Below are 21470 nucleotides of genomic sequence, written 5' to 3'. Positions count from 1 at the left end.
CCAACAACAAAAAGGCCGCCCGTTGGGCGGCCTTTCCGTTTTCTCGCTGTTAGGCTCTCGGCGGATTAGGCGTTGCCGCCAAATCGCCTGTCGCCCAGGTCAAATTCCCGGAGGGAATTTAACCTCAAGCGATGATCTTCGACACAACGCCCGAACCAACGGTGCGGCCACCTTCGCGGATGGCGAAGCGCAGGCCGTCTTCCATCGCGATCGGGGCGATCAGTTCAACGCCGAACTTCAGGTTGTCGCCCGGCATCACCATCTCGGTGCCTTCAGGCAGCTCAACCGTGCCGGTCACGTCGGTGGTCCGGAAGTAGAACTGAGGACGGTAGTTCGCGAAGAACGGCGTGTGACGGCCACCCTCTTCCTTGGTCAGGATATAGACCTCGGCTTCGAACTTCGTGTGCGGGTTCACCGAGCCCGGCTTACACAGAACCTGCCCGCGCTCGACCTTCTCACGATCAATACCGCGCAGCAGAACGCCGACGTTGTCGCCAGCTTCACCGCGATCAAGCAGCTTGCGGAACATCTCAACGCCCGTGCAGGTCGTCTTCTGCGTGTCCTTCAGGCCGACGATTTCGATCTCGTCGCCAACGTTCACAACGCCACGCTCAACACGACCGGTCACAACCGTGCCGCGGCCCGAGATCGAGAACACGTCTTCGATCGGCAAGAGGAACGCACCGTCAACCGGGCGCGCCGGGGTCGGGATGAAGTCGTCAACAGCCGCCATCAGTTCGCGGATCTTGTCTTCGCCGATATTCGCGTCGCGACCTTCCAGTGCAGCCAAAGCCGAACCAGCAATGATCGGAATGTCATCACCCGGATAGTCGTATTCGGTCAGAAGTTCGCGGATTTCCATCTCGACCAGCTCAAGCAGCTCTTCGTCGTCAACCTGGTCAACCTTGTTCATGAACACGACCATGGTCGGGATGCCAACCTGGCGGCCCAACAAAATGTGCTCGCGCGTCTGCGGCATCGGGCCGTCAGCAGCGTTCACAACCAGGATCGCGCCGTCCATCTGCGCCGCACCGGTGATCATGTTCTTCACATAGTCAGCGTGGCCGGGGCAGTCGACGTGCGCATAGTGGCGCGTGTCGGTTTCATATTCCACGTGCGCGGTCGAGATCGTGATCCCACGCGCCTTCTCTTCCGGCGCACCGTCAATCGCGTCATATGCCTGGAAATCACCAAAATACTTCGTGATCGCCGCCGTCAGCGTCGTCTTGCCGTGGTCAACGTGCCCAATCGTGCCAATGTTGACGTGCGGTTTGGAGCGTTCAAACTTTTCCTTAGCCATGATGGCCTCCTATTAATCTGTGCGCCGGGCAAGGACATCCCTGCCCGGCTTGTTCTATTAGGCAAATTTCGCCTGAATTTCGTCCGAGATGTTTTGCGGAACCGGATCATAATGCGAGAACTGCATCGTGAACTGCGCACGGCCCGAAGACATGGAACGCAGCGTGTTGATGTAGCCAAACATATTCGCCAGCGGCACGTTCGCATCAATCGCAATCGCGTTGCCGCGCGGCTCTTGACCCGAAACTTGACCGCGACGCGAGGTCAGGTCGCCGATGATACCGCCGGTGTATTCCTCGGGCGTGATCACTTCCACTTTCATGATCGGCTCAAGCAGCTTGGCGCCAGCCAAACGCATACCTTCGCGCATACCCATACGGCCTGCGATTTCAAAGGCCAGAACCGACGAGTCAACATCGTGGAATTTACCGTCGATCAGGGCAACCTTGAAGTCGATCACGGGGAAGCCAGCCAACGGGCCGCTGTCCATAACCGATTTGATGCCTTTTTCAACGCCGGGGATGTATTCCTTCGGAACAGCACCACCAACGATGCGGCTTTCGAACGAGAACCCTTCACCAGCTTCGGTCGGCGAGATGATCATTTTCACCTCGGCGTACTGACCCGAACCACCCGACTGTTTCTTGTGGGTGTAGGTATGCTCGACCTCTTTCGAGATCGTCTCGCGATACGCAACCTGCGGGGCACCGATGTTGGCTTCCACTTTGAATTCACGCTTCAGACGGTCCACCAGAATGTCCAAGTGAAGTTCGCCCATGCCCTTCATGATGGTCTGACCGCTTTCGATGTCAGTTTCCACCCGGAACGAGGGGTCTTCGGCGGCCAGACGGGCCAGACCCTGGCTCATCTTCTCTTGGTCAGCCTTGGTTTTTGGCTCGACCGCGATTTCGATCACGGGGTCGGGGAAATTCATGGTTTCCAACACTACCGGATCGTTGACAGCACACAGTGTGTCACCGGTGGTGGTGTCTTTCAGACCTGCCAGTGCGATAATGTCGCCTGCGAACGCTTCCGTGATTTCCGCACGGTCGTTCGAGTGCATCATCATCATACGTCCGACGCGCTCTTTCTTACCTTTGGTCGAGTTCAAAAGCGTGTCGCCTTTGTTCAGGACGCCAGAATAGACGCGCGTAAAGGTCAGCGTTCCAACGAAGGGGTCGTTCATGATTTTGAACGCCAGACCCGAGAACGCCATGTCATCATCCGCACGGCGGGGGATGTTGCGTGTCTCGGTCTCGTCACCCGGTTTGAAGCCCATGTAATCGACCACGTCCAGCGGGCTGGGCAGATAGTCGACCACAGCGTTCAGAAGCGGCTGAACACCTTTGTTTTTGAAGGCTGAACCACCGAGGACTGGAACGAAGTGCAGGGCCAATGTGCCCTTGCGCAGCAGTTTGCGCAGGGTCGGCACATCCGGCTCATTGCCTTCCAGATACTCCATCATCGCGTCGTCGTCTTCTTCGACAGCGGCCTCGATCATTTTGCCGCGCCATTCCTCGGCCATGTCCTTCAAGCTGTCACGGATCGGAGCTTTCACCCAGGATGCTCCCAGGTCGTCGCCCCGCCACAGCCATTCTTCCATGGTCACAAGGTCAACCAAGCCTTCCAGCTCGGTTTCAGCGCCGATCGGAACACCGATGGGAACAGCACGCGCGCCGGTGCGGTCTTCGATCATGCGAACGCAGTTAAAGAAATCAGCGCCGATCTTGTCCATCTTGTTGACGAAGACAAGACGGGGAACCTTGTAGCGGTCAGCCTGACGCCAGACGGTCTCGGTTTGCGGTTCAACACCAGCGTTAGCGTCCAGAACGGCAACGGCTCCATCCAGCACAGCCAACGAACGTTCAACTTCAATCGTGAAGTCGACGTGGCCGGGCGTGTCGATGATGTTCATGCGGTGCTTTTCGGAATCGGGCGTTTTGCCGTCTTCGGTGCGTTCCCAGAACGTTGTGGTCGCAGCAGAGGTGATCGTGATGCCCCGCTCCTGCTCTTGCTCCATCCAGTCCATCGTGCCAGCGCCATCATGGGTTTCGCCCATTGTGTGGTTCTTGCCCGTGTAAAACAGGATACGCTCGGAACAGGTGGTTTTCCCTGCATCGATATGCGCCATGATACCGAAGTTGCGATAGCGGTCGAGTGGGTAGTCGCGTGCCATGGGTTTCGTCCTTCCTTGGCTTACCAGCGATAATGGCTGAACGCTTTGTTGGCGTCGGCCATTTTGTGGGTGTCTTCGCGTTTCTTGACGGCGGTCCCGCGCGAGTTCACAGCATCCAGAAGTTCGCCGGCTAGGCGTTCTTCCATGGTGTTTTCATTGCGCGAACGGGCAGCGGTGATCAGCCAGCGGATCGCCAGGGCCTCGCGACGCTCGGGGCGCACTTCGACGGGGACCTGATAGGTCGCACCACCAACACGACGCGAGCGAACCTCGACCGACGGCTTGATATTATCCAGCGCCTCGTGGAACACTTCCACGGGTGCGCGTTTGATTTTGCCTTCAACGCGATCCAGCGCATTATAGACGATTGTTTCTGCGACCGACTTCTTACCGTCGATCATCAGGTTGTTCATGAACTTGCTCAGCACACGATCGCCAAATTTGGCGTCGGGCAGGATTTCGCGCTTTTCAGCGGCGTGACGACGAGACATTCCCGGATCTCCTTACTTCGGACGCTTGGCGCCGTATTTCGAACGACGTTGCTTACGGTCTTTGACGCCCTGGGTATCCAGAACACCGCGAACGATGTGATAACGCACACCCGGAAGGTCTTTTACACGGCCGCCACGGATCAGAACCACCGAGTGTTCCTGAAGGTTGTGGCTTTCGCCGCCGATATAGCTGATGACCTCGTAACCATTGGTCAGACGCACCTTGGCGACTTTCCGCATGGCCGAGTTCGGCTTCTTCGGTGTGGTTGTATAAACGCGCGTGCAAACGCCACGTTTTTGCGGACAGGACTCCAGGTGCATCGACTTGGAGCGTTTTACTTTAGGCTGGCGCGGTTTGCGGATCAGCTGTTGGATCGTTGGCATAGGGCTCTTTTCCCGTTTCTCAACACATGTGTTTGCACGAGTGTCCCCGTGCGGTTTGCATTTCTCCGCTCAGCACGTCTGCAAAGCGAAAATCCGCGATCGCTTCCATTCCGAGGCAAACGACGCGGTTGGTTCACAGAGGATCAGCCCTTAAAAGCAGCGCTGACCTTGATCCCTCAATTCAGATGATCCGGGTGATACCCGGTTGGATGGTCGGCATATAAGAGGACTCGGCCCCCCTGTCAACAGTCACGCTTGGGACTTCAGCTGCCGGACCAGATGCCGTTCACGCAAAAGGGTAAACAGGCCCATCGCAACCACAATGCAAGCGCCTGCAAAGGTCATCGTATCCGGCCATTCACCAAAAAATACCAAACCGAGCAATAGTGCCCAGATCAGGCCCGTATATCGGAAAGGGGCGACAAAACCAATATCACCCACACGCATGACCATTATCCCAAATAGATAACCAACAATGATGAATACGGCGGCAAGGGACAAAAACAGACCGCTTCGCGAGTCAACTGGCGCCCATTCGACGCCCAGCGAAGCAACCCCAAAGGCAAAGGTGACGGCCACAGCGGTCACGAATGCGACCGTCATGGACGGGGTGCGCGATGACATCTTGCGCACCAGAATATCGCGGGCTGTGACGAACCCCACAGCAATCAGCGCATAGATCGACCAAGCGTTGAACCCGTCCCCCCCGGGTTTGACGATTAGGATAACCCCGATGAACCCTACAAGAATGGCGGCAAGGCGCTGCCGGCCCAAGGGTTCGCCCACAAACGCCCACGCGGCCAGAGCAACGGTCAGCGGCAACGCTTGCAATACCGCAGTGACGTTCGCAATGGGCATGTTGAACAGCGCATTCAGCAAGCAATATGTGGCACCCGCTTCTGCCAACGACCGCGACAGCATCAGCTTCCACTCCCGCCGCTCCAGCCGGAACGTTAACGACCTGAGCGCCATCCCCAGCGCGCATAGCAGAAGACAGGTCAGCACCCCACGCAGAAACACCACCTGCGGCAATGGCATATGACCGGCCAGCGCCTTCATGCTGGCGTCGTTCAGCGTGTAGGCCGCCGTCGATACGGTCATCAATGCCGCACCTTTCATGTTGTCGGAAGCTGACATCCTGCGTATCCATCCGGGGTCAAATGAAATATTGGGCGCTTACCGGAATGAAGCGGCCCCATCCGCTGAACCCTAGGCAATATCCAAGGACCAAGGCAAATGAAAAGCCCCGCCGAATGGGCGGGGCTTTCGCATTTCATGTCTGGGACGATCAGGGTTGTTCTGATCCACCGGCCTCAGGCGTTTCGACCAGACCGTTGTCGTCGTCAGCCTCGGTGCCGAAAACATCCTCGGTCGGTGCGGCCAGTGCGGCGGCGCGTTCGGCCTCGGCGCGGGCTTCTTCGATCACCTTCATGTCGCGAGCCTGCGCGATGGAACGCACGCGTTGCGTGGCCCCACCCGTGCCTGCCGGGATCAAGCGACCCACGATGACGTTCTCTTTCAGGCCAACCAACTTGTCGCGTTTACCCTGGACCGATGCCTCGGTCAGAACGCGCGTGGTTTCCTGGAACGACGCCGCCGAGATGAACGAACGCGTCTGCAAGCTGGCCTTGGTAATCCCCAGCAGGATCGGCTCGCCCGATGCCAGACGACGGCCTTCCGCCGCAGCCTTTTCGTTGGCTGCGTCAAATTCGGCCTTGTCCACATGCTCGCCTTTCAGAAGCGTGGTCTCGCCCGAATCCATGATCTCCCACTTCTGCAGCATCTGGCGAACGATCACCTCGATGTGCTTGTCGTTGATCTTCACACCTTGCAGGCGATAGACGTCCTGAACCTCGTCGATCATGTAATCCGCCAACGCCTCGACACCCAGAATGGACAGGATGTCATGCGGCGCGGGGTTACCATCCATGAGGTATTCGCCCTTCTGGATGAAGTCACCTTCCGTCACCGGAATGTGCTTGCCTTTGGGCACCATGTATTCCACGGGCTCCATGCTTTCATCCGCTGGCTCGATCGAAATGCGACGCTTGTTCTTGTAGTCGCGGCCAAAGCGCACGTAACCATCAATCTCGGCGATGATCGCGTGATCTTTCGGACGACGCGCTTCGAACAATTCGGCCACACGCGGCAGACCACCGGTGATGTCCTTGGTCTTGGCGCCTTCACGCGGGATGCGCGCGACAACGTCGCCAGCCTTGACCTTCGTGCCGTCTTCGATCGACAGGATGGCGTCAACCGACATCGGATAGGTCACCGGGTTGCCCGCGTCGTTGCGGACCGGCTCGCCATCTTCGCCCACCAAGATCACCTCGGGCTTCAGCTCGTTGCCTTTGGGGGCCGCGCGCCAATCCGAGACGATTTTCTGGGTCATGCCAGTTGCATCGTCCGTCTCATCGCGCACCGAGATGCCCGTGATCAGGTCGACGAACTTCACCGTGCCGTCTTTCTCGGCGATCATCGGCAGCGTATAGGGGTCCCATTCGAACAGCTTGTCGCCGCGACCCACTTTCGCACCGTCCTTGGTGTGCAGCTTGGTGCCATACCCCAGTTTGAACGATGCACGCTCGACGCCGTTGTCGTCGATGACGGCAAGAACCATGTTCCGGCCCATGACGACAATTTCACCATCGCGGTTTTCCAGAACATTGGCGTTGCGGTATTCGACCGTGCCTTCCTGATTGGCTTCCTGGAAAGATTGCTGACCACCTTGGGCAACACCACCGATGTGGAATGTCCGCATCGTCAGCTGCGTGCCGGGTTCACCGATCGACTGCGCCGCGATGATGCCAACGGCCTCGCCCGTGTTCACACGCGTGCCGCGCGCAAGGTCACGACCGTAGCAGTTCGCGCAAACGCCTTCTTCGGCTTCACATGTCAGCGGGCTGCGCATCCGCACAGCAGCCACGCCCGAGTTCTCGATCTCGTCCGCTTTGCGTTCGTCGACCAGTTCGTTCTTTGCAACGATCACTTCATCAGTGCCCGGAACCAGGACGTCTTCTGCGACCACACGACCCAGAATACGTTCGCCCAAGGTCGCGACAACCTCGCCATCATTGACGGCAGCTTCTGCAGTGATCGAATTCTCGGTCCCGCAATCGACCATACGCACGATGCAATCCTGCGCCACGTCAACCAGACGACGGGTCAGATAACCCGAGTTCGCGGTTTTCAAAGCCGTGTCCGACAGACCCTTACGGGCACCGTGGGTCGAGTTGAAGTACTCAAGCACGGTCAGACCTTCTTTAAAGTTCGAGATGATCGGCGTTTCGATAATCTCGCCCGACGGTTTGGCCATCAGGCCGCGCATGCCGCCCAGCTGTTTCATCTGGGTGACAGAACCACGTGCGCCCGAGTGGGCCATCATGTAAACCGAGTTCGGTTCCGCTTCGGCACCGTTTTCATCACGCTTGGCGGACGAAATCGTGTCCATCATGGCGTCGGTGACTTTGTCGTTACACTTGGACCAGGCATCAACCACCTTGTTGTACTTCTCGCCCAAGGTGATCAGGCCGTCCATATACTGCTGTTCGAAGCCTTTCACCTGATCGCGGGTTTCGTCCACGATCGGCCATTTGTTGTCAGGGATCACCATGTCATCCTTGCCGAACGAAATGCCAGCTTTGAAGGCTTCCTTGAAGCCCATCGACATGATCTGGTCGCAGAAAATAACCGACTCTTTCTGACCGCAATAACGATAGACGGTGTCAATAACCTGCTGCACTTCCTTCTTGCGCAGAAGGCGGTTCACCAGATCGAACGGTGCTTTCGTATTCAACGGCAGAAGCGCGCCCAGACGGATACGGCCCGGCGTGGTTTCGAACCGCTTCAGAACCTCGTTGCCTTCTTCGTCGATCTGCGTGATGCGGGCCTGAATCTTGGCGTGCAGATGCACTTCGCCAGCATCCAAAGCGTGTTGAACTTCGTCCACGTCGGAGAAGATCATGCCCTCGCCCTTCATGCCCTCACGTTCCATCGTGATATAGTAAAGGCCAAGGATCATGTCCTGCGAAGGAACGATGATCGGCGCGCCGTTGGCGGGCGACAGAACGTTGTTCGTCGACATCATCAAGACGCGGGCTTCAAGCTGGGCCTCAAGCGACAGCGGCACGTGAACGGCCATCTGGTCGCCATCAAAGTCAGCGTTGAACGCCGAACACACCAGCGGGTGAAGCTGGATGGCCTTGCCTTCGATCAGCACGGGTTCAAACGCCTGAATGCCAAGACGGTGCAACGTAGGTGCACGGTTCAGCATGACCGGGTGTTCGCGGATCACCTCGTCCAGAATATCCCAAACTTCGGGACGTTCTTTTTCGACCAGCTTCTTGGCCTGCTTCACGGTGGAAGACAGCCCTTTGGCCTCAAGACGCGAATAGATGAACGGCTTGAACAGTTCCAAGGCCATCTTTTTCGGCAGACCACATTGGTGCAGCTTCAGCTCGGGCCCGGTCACAATGACCGAACGACCCGAGAAGTCGACGCGTTTACCCAAAAGGTTCTGACGGAAGCGACCTTGCTTACCTTTCAGCATGTCAGACAGCGATTTCAGCGGGCGCTTGTTGGCACCCGTGATGACGCGGCCACGACGGCCGTTGTCAAACAGTGCATCCACAGATTCCTGCAACATCCGCTTTTCGTTGCGGACGATGATATCAGGCGCGCGCAGTTCGATCAGTCGTTTCAAACGGTTGTTCCGGTTGATAACACGACGATACAGATCGTTCAGATCCGAAGTCGCGAAACGGCCACCATCCAGCGGCACCAGCGGGCGCAGCTCGGGCGGGATGACCGGGATCACAGTCATGATCATCCATTCCGGGCGGTTGCCCGATTCAATGAAGGATTCAACGATCTTCAGACGTTTGATGATCTTCTTGGGCTTCAATTCGCCGGTTGCTTCGGCCAGATCGGCACGCAGTTGTTCGGCTTCTGCCTCAAGATCAATGGCCGACAGCATTTCGCGGATCGCTTCTGCACCGATATTGGCGGTGAAGGCGTCCATGCCATAGGTGTCTTGCGCGTCCATGAACTCTTCTTCGGTCATCAACTGACCGTAGATGAGGTCCGTCAGACCGGGTTCGATCACGACGTAGTTCTCGAAATACAGGATGCGTTCAAGATCGCGCAGGGTCATGTCCAGCATCAGGCCGATGCGCGACGGCAACGACTTGAGGAACCAGATATGCGCAACGGGCGCTGCCAGTTCGATATGGCCCATACGTTCGCGGCGCACCTTTTGAAGCGTAACTTCGACGCCGCATTTCTCGCAGACAACGCCGCGATACTTCATGCGCTTATACTTGCCGCACAGGCATTCGTAGTCTTTGACAGGGCCAAAGATACGCGCACAGAACAGACCGTCGCGTTCAGGCTTGAACGTCCGATAGTTGATGGTCTCGGGCTTTTTGATCTCGCCATAAGACCACGAAAGAATCCGTTCCGGGCTGGCCAGCGACACTTTGATTTCGTCAAAGGTCTTCTGGGTTGCCAGCGGGTTGAACGGGTTGGTTGTCAGTTCCTGGTTCATTTTGCGTTCCTTACAATCAGGGGAAGGGTGGGAGGGGTAAGGCTAAGCGCCCTACTCCTCGCCCTCCGCATCCAGGAGTTCCATATTAAGGCCGAGGCCGCGGACTTCTTTGACAAGCACGTTGAAGCTTTCCGGCACGCCGGCTTCAAAGTTGTCCTCACCTTTGACGATGCTTTCATAGACTTTCGTTCGTCCGGCAACGTCATCCGATTTGACCGTGAGCATTTCCTGCAACGTGTAGGCTGCGCCATACGCTTCAAGAGCCCAGACCTCCATTTCGCCGAAGCGCTGTCCGCCGAACTGCGCCTTACCACCCAGCGGTTGCTGTGTGACAAGCGAGTACGGGCCGGTCGAGCGCGCGTGGATTTTATCGTCCACAAGGTGGTGCAGTTTCAGCAGGTATTTCACACCCACCGTCACAGGGCGCGAGAACTGCTCGCCGGTGCGACCGTCAAACAGAACCGACTGGCCCGAGGTGTCGAAACCGGCCCGCGTCAGCGAATCGTTCACGTCAGCCTCTTTCGCGCCGTCAAAGACGGGCGTGGCGATCGGCACACCGCGGGTCACGTTGCCTGCGGCATCAACCAGCGTGTCTTCGTCCATGTCCGCAATGCCTTCTTCATAGACATCATCGCCATAGGCGATACGCATGGCTTCACGAACGGGGGTCAGATCGCCAGACCGGCGGTATTCACCCAAGGCTTCGTCGATGTTCAGACCCAGACCGCGTGCGGCCCAACCCATGTGGGTTTCAAGAATCTGACCAACGTTCATCCGCGAAGGCACACCCAGCGGGTTCAGACAGAAATCGACCGGGGTCCCGTCCTCAAGGAACGGCATATCTTCCATCGGAACAACCTTGGAAATAACACCTTTGTTCCCGTGACGACCGGCCATCTTGTCGCCCGGCTGAAGCTTGCGCTTCACGGCGACAAAGACTTTGACCATCTTCATCACACCCGGTGGCAGGTCGTCGCCACGACGGACTTTCTCGACCTTGTCTTCAAAACGCGCGTCCAAAGTGCGTTTCTGCGCTTCGAACTGTTCGTTCAAGGCTTCAACGATCTTGGCATCATCTTCGTCTTCCAGCGCAAGCTGCCACCACTGGCCGCGGCTCAGGCTTTCCAGAAGCTCGTCGTTGATTTTCGACCCCGCCTTGACGCCTTTCGGCCCCTTCACGGCAACTTTGCCTTCGATCATGCTGCGCAGACGTGCATAGATGTTGCGCTCAAGAATGTGCAACTCGTCGTCGCGGTCGCGGGCAAGGCTTTCGACCTCTTCCCGTTCGATCTGAAGCGCACGTTCATCTTTTTCGATGCCATGACGGTTGAAAACGCGCACTTCGACAACCGTGCCGAAATCGCCCGGCTTCACACGCAACGAGGTGTCACGAACGTCCGACGCTTTCTCACCGAAGATGGCGCGCAGAAGCTTTTCTTCCGGCGTCATCGGGCTTTCGCCCTTCGGTGTGATCTTACCGACCAGAATATCGCCCGGCTCAACGTCCGCGCCGATGTAAACGATGCCAGCCTCGTCAAGGTTGCGCAGCGCTTCTTCACCGACGTTTGGGATGTCGCGGGTGATTTCTTCCGGCCCAAGCTTGGTGTCACGGGCGGCAACTTCGAATTCCTCGATATGAACCGAGGTGAACACGTCATCGCGCGCGATGCGTTCCGAGATCAGGATCGAGTCTTCGTAGTTGTAGCCATTCCACGGCATGAACGCGACGACCACGTTTTTACCCAAAGCCAGTTCGCCCATATCCGTGGACGGACCGTCAGCGATGACTTCGTCTTTCGACACCTTCTGGCCCACTTTCACCAGCGGACGCTGGTTGATACAGGTGTTCTGGTTCGACCGCTGGAACTTGCGCAGACGGTAAATGTCAACGCCTGCGTCCCCCAGACCAAGGTCTTCAGTTGCACGCACAACGATACGCGTTGCGTCCACTTGGTCGATCACACCGCCACGTTTGGCCTGGATGGCAGCGCCAGAGTCGATGGCAACCTTGCCTTCAATGCCGGTGCCGACATACGGTGCTTCGGCCCGCAGCAGCGGAACCGCCTGACGTTGCATGTTCGACCCCATCAGGGCGCGGTTGGCGTCATCGTTTTCCAAAAACGGGATCAACGACGCCGCAACCGACACAAGCTGCTTGGGCGATACGTCGATCAGGTCAACGCTTTCACGCTGCGCCATGGTGTATTCGCCCGATTGACGGGTGTTCACCAGATCGTTTTCCAGCCGTCCGTCTTCGTCCAGATGCGCGTTCGCCTGCGCCACGGTGTGACGCATTTCCTCGGTCGCGGACAAATAGCTCACTTCGTCCGTGACCTTGCCATCCTCGACCTTACGATAAGGCGTTTCGATAAAGCCATATTTGTTCACGCGGGCAAAGGTTGCCAGCGAGTTGATCAGGCCAATGTTCGGCCCTTCCGGCGTTTCAATCGGGCACATACGGCCATAGTGGGTCGGGTGCACGTCGCGCACTTCAAACCCAGCACGTTCACGGGTCAGACCACCCGGCCCAAGCGCCGACAGACGGCGTTTGTGGGTGACTTCCGACAGCGGGTTTGTCTGGTCCATGAATTGCGACAGCTGCGACGAGCCGAAGAATTCACGCACAGCAGCTGCAGCCGGTTTCGCGTTAATCAGATCTTGCGGCATGACCGTGTCAATCTCGACCGACGACATACGTTCCTTGATCGCACGTTCCATGCGCAGCAGGCCGACGCGATACTGGTTTTCCATCAACTCACCGACCGACCGCACACGACGGTTGCCCAGGTGGTCGATATCGTCAATATCGCCCTTGCCGTCGCGCAGTTCCACCAGCGCCTTGATACAGGCGACGATGTCTTCGCGGCGCAGCGTGCGCTGGGTATCCTCGGCGTCCAGGTTCAGACGCATGTTCATTTTCACGCGGCCAACGGCGGACAGGTCATAACGCTCGCTATCAAAGAACAGCGTATCGAACAGTGCCGATGCTGCGTCGACGGTGGGCGGTTCGCCGGGGCGCATCACACGATAGATGTCCATCAGCGCGGTGTCGCGACCCACGTTTTTGTCCGCGGCCATCGTATTGCGGATATAGGGGCCGACGTTGATGTTGTCGATGTCCAGAACCGGAATGTCGGTGATGCCGGCATCCATCAGCTCTTTCAACGACCCACCAATCAGCTCGCCATCCTTGTCATGCTCAAGCGTCAATTCATCACCGGCTTCGACATAGATCGCGCCGGTTTCTTCATTGATGATATCCTTGGCGACATAGCGGCCAACGATTGAATCAAACGGCACCAGAAGGTCGATGTCTTTGCCATCTTCCATCAGCTTCTTGACCGCACGGGGGGTAATTTTCTTGCCAGCCTCGGCAATCACTTCACCGGTCTTGGCGTTCACCAGATCCTGCACCGGGCGGGTGCCGGCAACACGTTCGGGGAAGAACTTGGTAACCCAACCTTTGTTCTTCTTCAGCTTGAACTGAACCGTGTCGTAATAGGCATCCATGATGCCTTCCTGGTCCAGACCCAGCGCATAAAGCAGGGTGGTCACAGGCAGCTTGCGGCGACGGTCGATGCGCGCAAAAACAATATCCTTGGCGTCGAACTCAAAATCCAGCCAAGAACCGCGATAGGGAATGATCCGGCAGGCGAACAAAAGCTTGCCCGACGAATGCGTCTTGCCCTTATCATGGTCAAAGAACACACCAGGCGAGCGGTGCATCTGAGATACGATCACACGCTCGGTGCCGTTCACGACGAAGGTGCCGTTGGGCGTCATCAGGGGCATATCGCCCATGAATACATCTTGTTCCTTGATGTCCTTGACCGACTTCGCACCCGTGTCTTCGTCCATATCGAACACGATCAGACGCAACGTCACCTTCAGGGGTGCCGAATAGGTCAGGTCGCGCTGCTGGCACTCTTCGACATCGAATTTCGGTTGCTCAAGCTCGTATTTGACGAACTCAAGAACCGCGGTTTCGTTGAAATCCTTGATCGGGAAAACCGATTGGAACACGGCATTGATGCCTTCACCATCCATTGGTTGAAGCTGGTCGCCGGAATTCAGAAACAGATCATACGAACTTTTCTGAACTTCGATCAGGTTCGGCATCTCAAGCACTTCACGGATCTTGCCGTAGTACTTGCGCAAACGTTTTTGGCCAAGATAGGACTGCGCCATAAGGTATTTACCTTTCATTTCTCAACTGATGCGCCAACCGTTGGGTCACCGGCGACGCCTCGTCCGAGACGGGGGTTCGGACCAATTCCCGGAAACCCGCCCAAGGGTTTCCTCCCGATCCTGTGAACCTTTCCCAGGAAAACGCCCGCACTTGCAGGCCCTCTCCAAGACAGATTCGGCTGGACCCGGATTTCTCCGGGCCCAGCCATAATTTGCGGGCCTTCAAGCGGCCCGAAAGCGCAAGGCTTAGGCCAGCTCGACTTCGGCGCCAGCTGCTTCCAGCTTGCCTTTGACGTCTTCTGCTTCGGCTTTGTCCACGCCTTCTTTGATCTTGCCGCCAGCTTCGACCAGCTCCTTGGCTTCTTTCAAGCCAAGACCGGTGATGCCGCGAACTTCTTTGATCACGTTGATTTTCGAGGCGCCAGCGTTCTTCAGAACAACGTCGAACTCGGTTTTTTCTTCTTCAGCTGCGCCAGCGTCGCCCGCAGGGCCAGCCATCATCACTGCACCACCAGCGGCGGGCTCGATGTCATACTCATCCTTCAGGATGGTTTTCAGTTCTTGTGCTTCGAGAAGGGTCAGACCCACGATCTCTTCTGCAAGTTTTTTCAGATCAGCCATTTGACTTCTTTCCGTTATTAGATGTGTTCCAACGTGAGGCGATGCTTCGCTACGCTGGTCTCAGATTGCTTAAGCAGCCTTGTCCTCGATCGTGGACAAGATGGATGCGATGTTCGAAGCAGGCGCGCCAATGGCCCCGGCGATGTTCGCAGCAGGTGCGCCAATGCAGCCAACGATCGAAGCAATAAGCTCGTCACGCGACGGCATAGCGGCAACAGCTTTGACACCGGCCGTATCCAGCGCCGTCTCACCCATGGCACCACCAAGAATAACGAGCTTTTCGTTGGTCTTGGCGTAGCCTTCCATGACCTTGGCCGCAGCCACAGGATCTTCGGAATAGGCAAGAACGGTCATGCCCGAAAGAAGGTCGGCGATTGAAGCGACCGGCTTGTCTTCCAGAGCGATTTTGGCGAGCTTGTTCTTGGCAACACGCACCGACCCGCCAGCTTCGCGCATTTGCGACCGCAGGTCCTGCATTTCGGCAACCGTGAGACCCGCGTAGTGGGCAACCACTACAACGCCAGAGCTTTCGAAGATCTGGCCGAGTTCCTCGACCACTTTCTCTTTCTGGGCTCTATCCACAGTTTCACTCCAAGTATGGAGGGTTTGACCCCTCCGGCTCTTATTTCACCAGGTTTCCAAAGAAAACCCGGCAATCGGGTCCGTGATACGGGTCCTTCGCAAAATCGCCCCAAAGCCAAACGGCCACGAGAATTCTTTTGTTCATTTCCCATCTCAGGCAGGAATTATGACCCTTGCGCGCGGTTGCTTTTCAGCGTGGCCCACCAGTGTCACCCACCGTCTCGGACGAAATGCAAACAGCGCACGACGAATCGCACGCTGGTTTGCGAGAGCTTGATTAAGCCTGATTGGCCGGATGTGCAAGGGCTGTGACAAAAGGAATGCGCGGTCTCGACAAAGAAACCTGTGGCGCAACGGAACCTAGCGTTAGCTTGCGCGTTGTCGCTAATTGGTATCTTGGCACCCGTCAATCTGGCGCCGCTCACGACGGAAGTCGCCATGCATCAGGTTTTCACCACAGCGCGCGACGGGCTATATTTGCCATTCCTTGCACCATTCTACAACAATTTCGCCCAACCTGTGGGCTGGTTTCTGTTTCGGCTGGTCATCGGCGGCGTTCTTATTACCTACGGGTGGGACAAGGTTGTTGACCCGATGGCACTGTCCGGCTTCGTCGAGGGTCTCGGCGTTTCTCCGGGTTGGTTATTCTCGCCATTGATCGCGTACACGAACTTTCTTGGCGGTCTTTTGATCGTGCTGGGGTTGTTTACGCGGCCTGCCGCATTGGCGAACGCGGCTATGCTGCTGGTCACCTATTGGTTTCACGTTACTCATCCCTTCGGCGACGTATTTCTGACTCAAGCCGGGATTGATTATCTGACGGCCAACCCTGACTTGCTGACCGCCGCTGGCCAACAACACCTTCTTCCCGATGGCGGCGCGGCTTTTCTGAATGGTCCGACAGGTGTGCAGCCCAAGGCCGAGCTGAACTCGCTGTTCTGGGCGGCAGGCGCTGCGGTGATCGCAGCTTTGGGTGGCGGCGCCATCTCGCTTGATGCAAAAATGCGCAAGACGTTTTGAACGAATGATCGGCCAAGAAAAAAGGCGGGCCAAACGACCCGCCTTTCTTGAATAATCATAAACCCAGCGATCAGTTGCCGGTTGCGCTGTCCACCGATACGGTGACGCCCGGACCCATGGTCGAACTCAGCGCGATTTTCTTCATATAGGTGCCCTTGGCGCCGGTCGGTTTGGCCTTTTGCACGGCGTCAACGAACGCACGCACGTTTTCGACCAGCTTGGCCTCGTCAAACGAGGCTTTGCCAAGACCTGCGTGAACCACGCCGCCTTTTTCCGCTTTGAACTGAACCTCGCCGCCCTTGGCTGCTTCCACGGCTTGCTTGACATCCATGGTCACGGTGCCGACCTTGGGGTTCGGCATCAGGTTGCGTGGGCCAAGAACCTTACCCAAACGGCCAACGATGGGCATCATGTCAGGTGTCGCGATGCAGCGATCAAAGTCGATCGTGCCGCCCTGAATGGTTTCCATAAGATCCTCGGCACCAACGATATCAGCGCCTGCTTCCTTGGCTTCGTCAGCCTTGGGGCCGCGCGCAAACACTGCAACGCGCATGGTCTTGCCTGTGCCGTTTGGCAGGCCAACCACACCACGGACCATTTGGTCCGCGTGGCGCGTGTCGACACCCAGCGACACAGCGATTTCCAGTGTCTCATCGAACTTGGCGTTTGCGTTGCCTTTGACCAGCGAAATGGCCTCTTCGACCGTGACGTTTTCCTTGCCGGCGAATGCTTCGCGTGCGGCTTTGGTGCGTTTACCCAGTTTCGCCATCTTACTTCACCTCAATGCCCATAGAACGGGCCGAGCCCAGGACGATCAACATCGCAGCTTCGATGTCAGTCGCGTTCAGATCTTTCATTTTCGCTTCAGCGATTTCTTTCACCTGAGCAGCGGTCACGGTGCCAGCAGTTTCATGGCCGGGGCGGTTGGACCCCGACTTCAGGCCGGCCGCTTTGATCAGATAATAAGACGCAGGTGGCGTCTTGATATCCATGGTGAACGACTTGTCCTGATAATAGGTGATCACGGTCGGGCACGGCGCACCGGCCTCCATTTCCTGCGTCTTGGCGTTGAACGCCTTGCAGAATTCCATGATGTTGATACCGCGCTGACCCAATGCGGGGCCGACGGGCGGGCTGGGGTTGGCTTGACCTGCAGGAACCTGCAGCTTCATCTTGCCAGCTACTTTCTTAGCCATTTGGCTTCTCCTTTAACAACAGCGCGGGGACGCGTCCCTTTGCCTTCCATTGTCGTGGTCTGGATTGGGGGTCGCGACCCCGTCCCCTCCCACGCCCGCCCGTTGGGGCGGCTTACGCGTCAGGTCTGTTTCGTGACCTGCGTGTATTCCAGTTCAACCGGGGTGGCCCGGCCAAAGATCGACACCGTCACCTTCAGGCGCTGGTTGTCATCATCTACGTCCTCGACCATTCCGTCGAAGCCTTCAAACGGTCCGTCTGTCACTGCGACCTTCTCGCCCACTTCGAAGTGGATCAGGGTGCGCGGCGCTTCCACACCTTCTTCAACACGGTTGAGGATCGCGTTTACTTCGGCATCACGCATGGGCATCGGACGGCCCTGCGGACCCAGAAAACCGGTGACGCGGTTGATCGATGTGATCAAATGATAGCCTTCGTCTGACATTTCCATATGCACCAGCACATAGCCGGGCATAAAGCGGCGTTCGGCAGTCACTTTTTTGCCGCGACGGACCTCGATCACCTCTTCGGTGGGCACCAGAACCTCGTCGATCTCGTCGCCAAGACCCTTTTCTTCGACCGAGGTCTTGATCTGCTCGGCAATCTTCTTTTCGAAGTTCGAGAGCACGCTCACCGAATACCACCGTTTCGCCATATCAGCCTCTGCCTTCTTGCGCCCTGTGGGCCAGTTCAAATTCCGTTTTCGGGAACAAAAAAGCGGCGTGCAACTCGAATCGCCACACGCCCGTCCCGAAGTGTCGCCCGGACTAACCCTGAAATGACCTCATTTCAAGGGGTCAGGCGAAAACTCAGCCAAACAGGCCAAGCACAGCGGCCAAGCCACTGCGAATACCAAGATCTACAAGCGAGAAGAACAGAGACGTCAGCGCGGCCAGCACAAAGACCATCCCTGTGGTCAGAAGCACCTCGCGACGCGTCGGCCATGTCACTTTGGACACTTCGGCACGCACCTGCTGGATGAATTGCAGCGGATTGGTCATCTTGTTTCTCAGCCTTTCATGTAACAGGCGGTCAATTACGCAATGCGCGCGGGATTTTCAAGCCTCGTTCCGTCACGGACCGCGACAATCGCACCTGATCGGTCCAAAAATGATCAATGCTGCGGAAGGTTATGGCAGGGGCACCAGGGCTCGAACCCGGGACCTACGGTTTTGGAGACCGTCGCTCTACCAACTGAGCTATACCCCTAGGACCGAGGCAGGGATTACGGCAAGGCGCACGGGTTTTCAAGCGCTTTCGGTGGCTTTTGATGAAGAAACCGCGCCAGCCTGGCAAGTTCGGCTGTTTGTGCGCCCGTTGATGCGCTAAGCAGCCAGGTACGATGATACGAGACACCAGCGAGTTCAACAGCGCACCATGGCGCAAAATCGGGTGGGACCGTCTGCAGCAGGTCCGCAGCGTGCCAACGATGTTGGCCGGGGCCGAACAGAAGCTGTATTACTGGCTGACGTCCGAGTGGACCCGCGACATCGGCGCGGTGGTCGATCTGGGCTGTTTCGTTGGCGGGTCGACCGCGCGATTGGCAGCAGGCCATCAATCTGCTGGCAAACGCAGTTGGATACACGCCTATGATCGGTTCAAAGCCGACGAGCGCACCAAGAAAAACGAGCTTTACCGCAAGGGTATTGCAACCTTCAAAGGCGAGAACACCTATTGGCTTACCCGCGACCTGCTTGAACCCTGGGATGAGCGCATCAGTCTGCATCGCGGCGATATCATGGACAAACGATGGGACGGCGGACCAATCGAGCTGCTAATCTTGGATGCGGCCAAATCTGCTGACACCACAGACGGGATCGCCGAACGGTTCTTTTCACATTTGGTGCCCGGGCAGTCATTGGTTGTGCAACAAGACTACTTTCATTGGCGCTTGCCGTGGATTCCGGTGCAGATGCACCTGCTGTCAGACTGGTTCCAACCGGTCGCATTCTGCCCGGACGATACGGTTATTTTCCTGAACACGCGCCAGATCGACGACACTGCCCTGACCGCCGGGCGCGTTGGGGGATTGGATGATGACGCATTGCTCAGGCACCTGACCGAGGTGCAACCCCTTGCTCGAAGCTGGCGGCAAAGACGACGTATTTACAGAATGAAACGCACGGTCGAGGCCAACCCGGGCGTGCGCACGGGACATTTGATGAACGACCCGGACTGACTTGGGAAATCGTCGGAAAAATGGTACGGTGAACGTCTATTCAACAGTCCAATTTCAATCCGCGAGACATCCAATGAAACTTTCCGCGTTCATTTTAAGCAGCCTCTTGCTGTGCTCATCACCCGGTTTGGCGCAAGAATTGATCGGCGAGTACTACGCCATCATCGGACCGCAGGACATGAAGAACTCTAAGGGCGTGCGCCTGACAAATTTCTGCGCGGTCGTTCAGCAAGATCGTGCAAATTTTCACAGGTTTGGCATTCGTCAGGATGGCGACCAATCTGACCCGATTTTCAGTTCGCGAAAGAACCGCGCTCGGATTATGGAGGTGTGCACCATTGCACCCGGATCGGAATACTTGGCCCAATGGGTGCTGTCGGGCGGAACCAGATACATCTGGGTCAGGGTGTTCGGCAAAAGCGGTGTTCCAACCAAGGTCTTGGTCGCGGAAGGTGCGGGCTGACATACCAGCGCATTGCGTAAGTGATCGCCAACAACAAAAAGGCCGCCCGTTGGGCGGCCTTTCCGTTTTCTCGCTGTTAGGCTCTCGGCGGATTAGGCGTTGCCGCCAAATCGCCTGTCGCCCAGGTCAAATTCCCGGAGGGAATTTAACCTCAAGCGATGATCTTCGACACAACGCCCGAACCAACGGTGCGGCCACCTTCGCGGATGGCGAAGCGCAGGCCGTCTTCCATCGCGATCGGGGCGATCAGTTCAACGCCGAACTTCAGGTTGTCGCCCGGCATCACCATCTCGGTGCCTTCAGGCAGCTCAACCGTGCCGGTCACGTCGGTGGTCCGGAAGTAGAACTGAGGACGGTAGTTCGCGAAGAACGGCGTGTGACGGCCACCCTCTTCCTTGGTCAGGATATAGACCTCGGCTTCGAACTTCGTGTGCGGGTTCACCGAGCCCGGCTTACACAGAACCTGCCCGCGCTCGACCTTCTCACGATCAATACCGCGCAGCAGAACGCCGACGTTGTCGCCAGCTTCACCGCGATCAAGCAGCTTGCGGAACATCTCAACGCCCGTGCAGGTCGTCTTCTGCGTGTCCTTCAGGCCGACGATTTCGATCTCGTCGCCAACGTTCACAACGCCACGCTCAACACGACCGGTCACAACCGTGCCGCGGCCCGAGATCGAGAACACGTCTTCGATCGGCAAGAGGAACGCACCGTCAACCGGGCGCGCCGGGGTCGGGATGAAGTCGTCAACAGCCGCCATCAGTTCGCGGATCTTGTCTTCGCCGATATTCGCGTCGCGACCTTCCAGTGCAGCCAAAGCCGAACCAGCAATGATCGGAATGTCATCACCCGGATAGTCGTATTCGGTCAGAAGTTCGCGGATTTCCATCTCGACCAGCTCAAGCAGCTCTTCGTCGTCAACCTGGTCAACCTTGTTCATGAACACGACCATGGTCGGGATGCCAACCTGGCGGCCCAACAAAATGTGCTCGCGCGTCTGCGGCATCGGGCCGTCAGCAGCGTTCACAACCAGGATCGCGCCGTCCATCTGCGCCGCACCGGTGATCATGTTCTTCACATAGTCAGCGTGGCCGGGGCAGTCGACGTGCGCATAGTGGCGCGTGTCGGTTTCATATTCCACGTGCGCGGTCGAGATCGTGATCCCACGCGCCTTCTCTTCCGGCGCACCGTCAATCGCGTCATATGCCTGGAAATCACCAAAATACTTCGTGATCGCCGCCGTCAGCGTCGTCTTGCCGTGGTCAACGTGCCCAATCGTGCCAATGTTGACGTGCGGTTTGGAGCGTTCAAACTTTTCCTTAGCCATG

The 21470-nt window shown here is 57.3% G+C and carries 17 protein-coding genes and 1 tRNA gene; 3 read left to right on the top strand and 15 right to left on the bottom strand.

Annotated features, from left to right (window positions below; translation table 11 throughout):
* Positions 1-124: 124 nt before the first annotated feature.
* The 9 genes from tuf (MN186_RS10605) to rplJ form a co-directional block, all read right to left on the bottom strand.
* Complete coding sequence (gene tuf / locus MN186_RS10605) at positions 125-1300, bottom strand: elongation factor Tu (protein WP_242113894.1); 1176 nt, start codon at positions 1298-1300, stop codon at positions 125-127.
* A gap of 57 nt (positions 1301-1357) precedes the next feature.
* Positions 1358-3475 carry an elongation factor G gene (gene fusA, locus MN186_RS10600; RefSeq protein ID WP_242114348.1) on the bottom strand — a complete coding sequence of 706 codons (2118 nt, stop codon included), beginning with the start codon at positions 3473-3475 and terminating at the stop codon, positions 1358-1360.
* Between the two features lie 20 nt (positions 3476-3495).
* Complete coding sequence (gene rpsG, locus MN186_RS10595; protein ID WP_242114347.1) at positions 3496-3966, bottom strand: 30S ribosomal protein S7; 471 nt, start codon at positions 3964-3966, stop codon at positions 3496-3498.
* A gap of 12 nt (positions 3967-3978) precedes the next feature.
* Positions 3979-4350 carry a 30S ribosomal protein S12 gene (rpsL, locus tag MN186_RS10590; RefSeq protein ID WP_191287647.1) on the bottom strand — a complete coding sequence of 124 codons (372 nt, stop codon included), beginning with the start codon at positions 4348-4350 and terminating at the stop codon, positions 3979-3981.
* Between the two features lie 249 nt (positions 4351-4599).
* On the bottom strand, positions 4600-5487 hold the full coding sequence (locus MN186_RS10585) for a DMT family transporter (protein ID WP_242114346.1): 888 nt from the start codon (positions 5485-5487) through the stop codon (positions 4600-4602).
* A 151-nt stretch (positions 5488-5638) separates the two neighbouring features.
* On the bottom strand, positions 5639-9895 hold the full coding sequence (rpoC, locus tag MN186_RS10580) for a DNA-directed RNA polymerase subunit beta' (RefSeq protein ID WP_242114345.1): 4257 nt from the start codon (positions 9893-9895) through the stop codon (positions 5639-5641).
* A gap of 51 nt (positions 9896-9946) precedes the next feature.
* Positions 9947-14083 carry a DNA-directed RNA polymerase subunit beta gene (gene rpoB / locus MN186_RS10575; protein ID WP_242114344.1) on the bottom strand — a complete coding sequence of 1379 codons (4137 nt, stop codon included), beginning with the start codon at positions 14081-14083 and terminating at the stop codon, positions 9947-9949.
* A gap of 246 nt (positions 14084-14329) precedes the next feature.
* Positions 14330-14704: a 50S ribosomal protein L7/L12 gene (gene rplL, locus MN186_RS10570; protein ID WP_242114343.1), complete on the bottom strand. Its 375-nt coding sequence runs from the start codon at positions 14702-14704 to the stop codon at positions 14330-14332.
* 69 nt (positions 14705-14773) lie between these two features.
* Entirely contained in the window at positions 14774-15286 is a 513-nt protein-coding gene (gene rplJ, locus MN186_RS10565; RefSeq protein WP_242114342.1) for a 50S ribosomal protein L10, read from the bottom strand.
* A 438-nt stretch (positions 15287-15724) separates the two neighbouring features.
* Here rplJ and MN186_RS10560 point away from each other — a divergent pair, with 438 nt between their 5' ends.
* Entirely contained in the window at positions 15725-16306 is a 582-nt protein-coding gene (locus tag MN186_RS10560; RefSeq protein WP_242114341.1) for a DoxX family membrane protein, read from the top strand.
* A 70-nt stretch (positions 16307-16376) separates the two neighbouring features.
* Here the strand turns inward: MN186_RS10560 and rplA are convergent, their stop codons facing one another.
* The 5 genes from rplA to MN186_RS10535 form a co-directional block, all read right to left on the bottom strand.
* Entirely contained in the window at positions 16377-17075 is a 699-nt protein-coding gene (gene rplA, locus MN186_RS10555) for a 50S ribosomal protein L1 (protein WP_242114340.1), read from the bottom strand.
* A gap of 1 nt (position 17076) precedes the next feature.
* Positions 17077-17502, bottom strand: a complete 426-nt coding sequence (gene rplK / locus MN186_RS10550; RefSeq protein ID WP_242114339.1) for a 50S ribosomal protein L11 — start codon at positions 17500-17502, stop codon at positions 17077-17079.
* A 119-nt stretch (positions 17503-17621) separates the two neighbouring features.
* Positions 17622-18155, bottom strand: coding sequence for a transcription termination/antitermination protein NusG (gene nusG, locus MN186_RS10545; RefSeq protein ID WP_242114338.1), 534 nt, complete (start codon positions 18153-18155; stop codon positions 17622-17624).
* A 154-nt stretch (positions 18156-18309) separates the two neighbouring features.
* Positions 18310-18501, bottom strand: coding sequence for a preprotein translocase subunit SecE (gene secE, locus MN186_RS10540; RefSeq protein ID WP_242114337.1), 192 nt, complete (start codon positions 18499-18501; stop codon positions 18310-18312).
* 132 nt (positions 18502-18633) lie between these two features.
* A tRNA-Trp gene (locus MN186_RS10535) sits at positions 18634-18709 on the bottom strand.
* Positions 18710-18842: 133 nt separating this feature from the next.
* On the opposite strand from MN186_RS10535, the gene MN186_RS10530 reads away from it, so the two are divergent.
* Positions 18843-19679: a class I SAM-dependent methyltransferase gene (locus MN186_RS10530; RefSeq protein ID WP_242114336.1), complete on the top strand. Its 837-nt coding sequence runs from the start codon at positions 18843-18845 to the stop codon at positions 19677-19679.
* Between the two features lie 73 nt (positions 19680-19752).
* A complete protein-coding gene (locus tag MN186_RS10525; protein WP_242114335.1) occupies positions 19753-20142 on the top strand; it encodes a hypothetical protein in 390 nt (129 codons plus the stop codon).
* Positions 20143-20293: 151 nt separating this feature from the next.
* Here the strand turns inward: MN186_RS10525 and tuf (MN186_RS10520) are convergent, their stop codons facing one another.
* Positions 20294-21469 carry an elongation factor Tu gene (gene tuf, locus MN186_RS10520; protein WP_242113894.1) on the bottom strand — a complete coding sequence of 392 codons (1176 nt, stop codon included), beginning with the start codon at positions 21467-21469 and terminating at the stop codon, positions 20294-20296.
* Position 21470: the final 1 nt, after the last annotated feature.

Origin of the sequence: Aliiroseovarius sediminis (assembly GCF_022678485.1) — a bacterium.
In the GTDB taxonomy this organism is placed as follows: domain Bacteria; phylum Pseudomonadota; class Alphaproteobacteria; order Rhodobacterales; family Rhodobacteraceae; genus Aliiroseovarius; species Aliiroseovarius sediminis.
The sequence above is the reverse complement of the archived record's forward strand: the minus strand, read 5'-3'. Positions and strand labels throughout refer to the sequence as shown.

Bases quoted from the DNA above. Each gene is read 5' to 3' on its own strand.
- secE (WP_242114337.1), bottom strand. From the start codon at position 18,501: ATGACCAATCCGCTGCAATTCATCCAGCAGGTGCGTGCCGAAGTGTCC.
- rplL (WP_242114343.1), bottom strand. From the start codon at position 14,704: ATGGCTGATCTGAAAAAACTTGCAGAAGAGATCGTGGGTCTGACCCTT.
- fusA (WP_242114348.1), bottom strand. From the start codon at position 3,475: ATGGCACGCGACTACCCACTCGACCGCTATCGCAACTTCGGTATCATG.
- rpsL (WP_191287647.1), bottom strand. From the start codon at position 4,350: ATGCCAACGATCCAACAGCTGATCCGCAAACCGCGCCAGCCTAAAGTA.
- MN186_RS10585 (WP_242114346.1), bottom strand. From the start codon at position 5,487: ATGTCAGCTTCCGACAACATGAAAGGTGCGGCATTGATGACCGTATCG.
- MN186_RS10560 (WP_242114341.1), top strand. From the start codon at position 15,725: ATGCATCAGGTTTTCACCACAGCGCGCGACGGGCTATATTTGCCATTC.
- rpoB (WP_242114344.1), bottom strand. From the start codon at position 14,083: ATGGCGCAGTCCTATCTTGGCCAAAAACGTTTGCGCAAGTACTACGGC.
- rpsG (WP_242114347.1), bottom strand. From the start codon at position 3,966: ATGTCTCGTCGTCACGCCGCTGAAAAGCGCGAAATCCTGCCCGACGCC.
- rplK (WP_242114339.1), bottom strand. From the start codon at position 17,502: ATGGCTAAGAAAGTAGCTGGCAAGATGAAGCTGCAGGTTCCTGCAGGT.
- MN186_RS10525 (WP_242114335.1), top strand. From the start codon at position 19,753: ATGAAACTTTCCGCGTTCATTTTAAGCAGCCTCTTGCTGTGCTCATCA.
- tuf (WP_242113894.1), bottom strand. From the start codon at position 1,300: ATGGCTAAGGAAAAGTTTGAACGCTCCAAACCGCACGTCAACATTGGC.
- rpoC (WP_242114345.1), bottom strand. From the start codon at position 9,895: ATGAACCAGGAACTGACAACCAACCCGTTCAACCCGCTGGCAACCCAG.
- rplA (WP_242114340.1), bottom strand. From the start codon at position 17,075: ATGGCGAAACTGGGTAAACGCACCAAAGCCGCACGCGAAGCATTCGCC.
- MN186_RS10530 (WP_242114336.1), top strand. From the start codon at position 18,843: ATGATACGAGACACCAGCGAGTTCAACAGCGCACCATGGCGCAAAATC.
- nusG (WP_242114338.1), bottom strand. From the start codon at position 18,155: ATGGCGAAACGGTGGTATTCGGTGAGCGTGCTCTCGAACTTCGAAAAG.
- tuf (WP_242113894.1), bottom strand. From the start codon at position 21,469: ATGGCTAAGGAAAAGTTTGAACGCTCCAAACCGCACGTCAACATTGGC.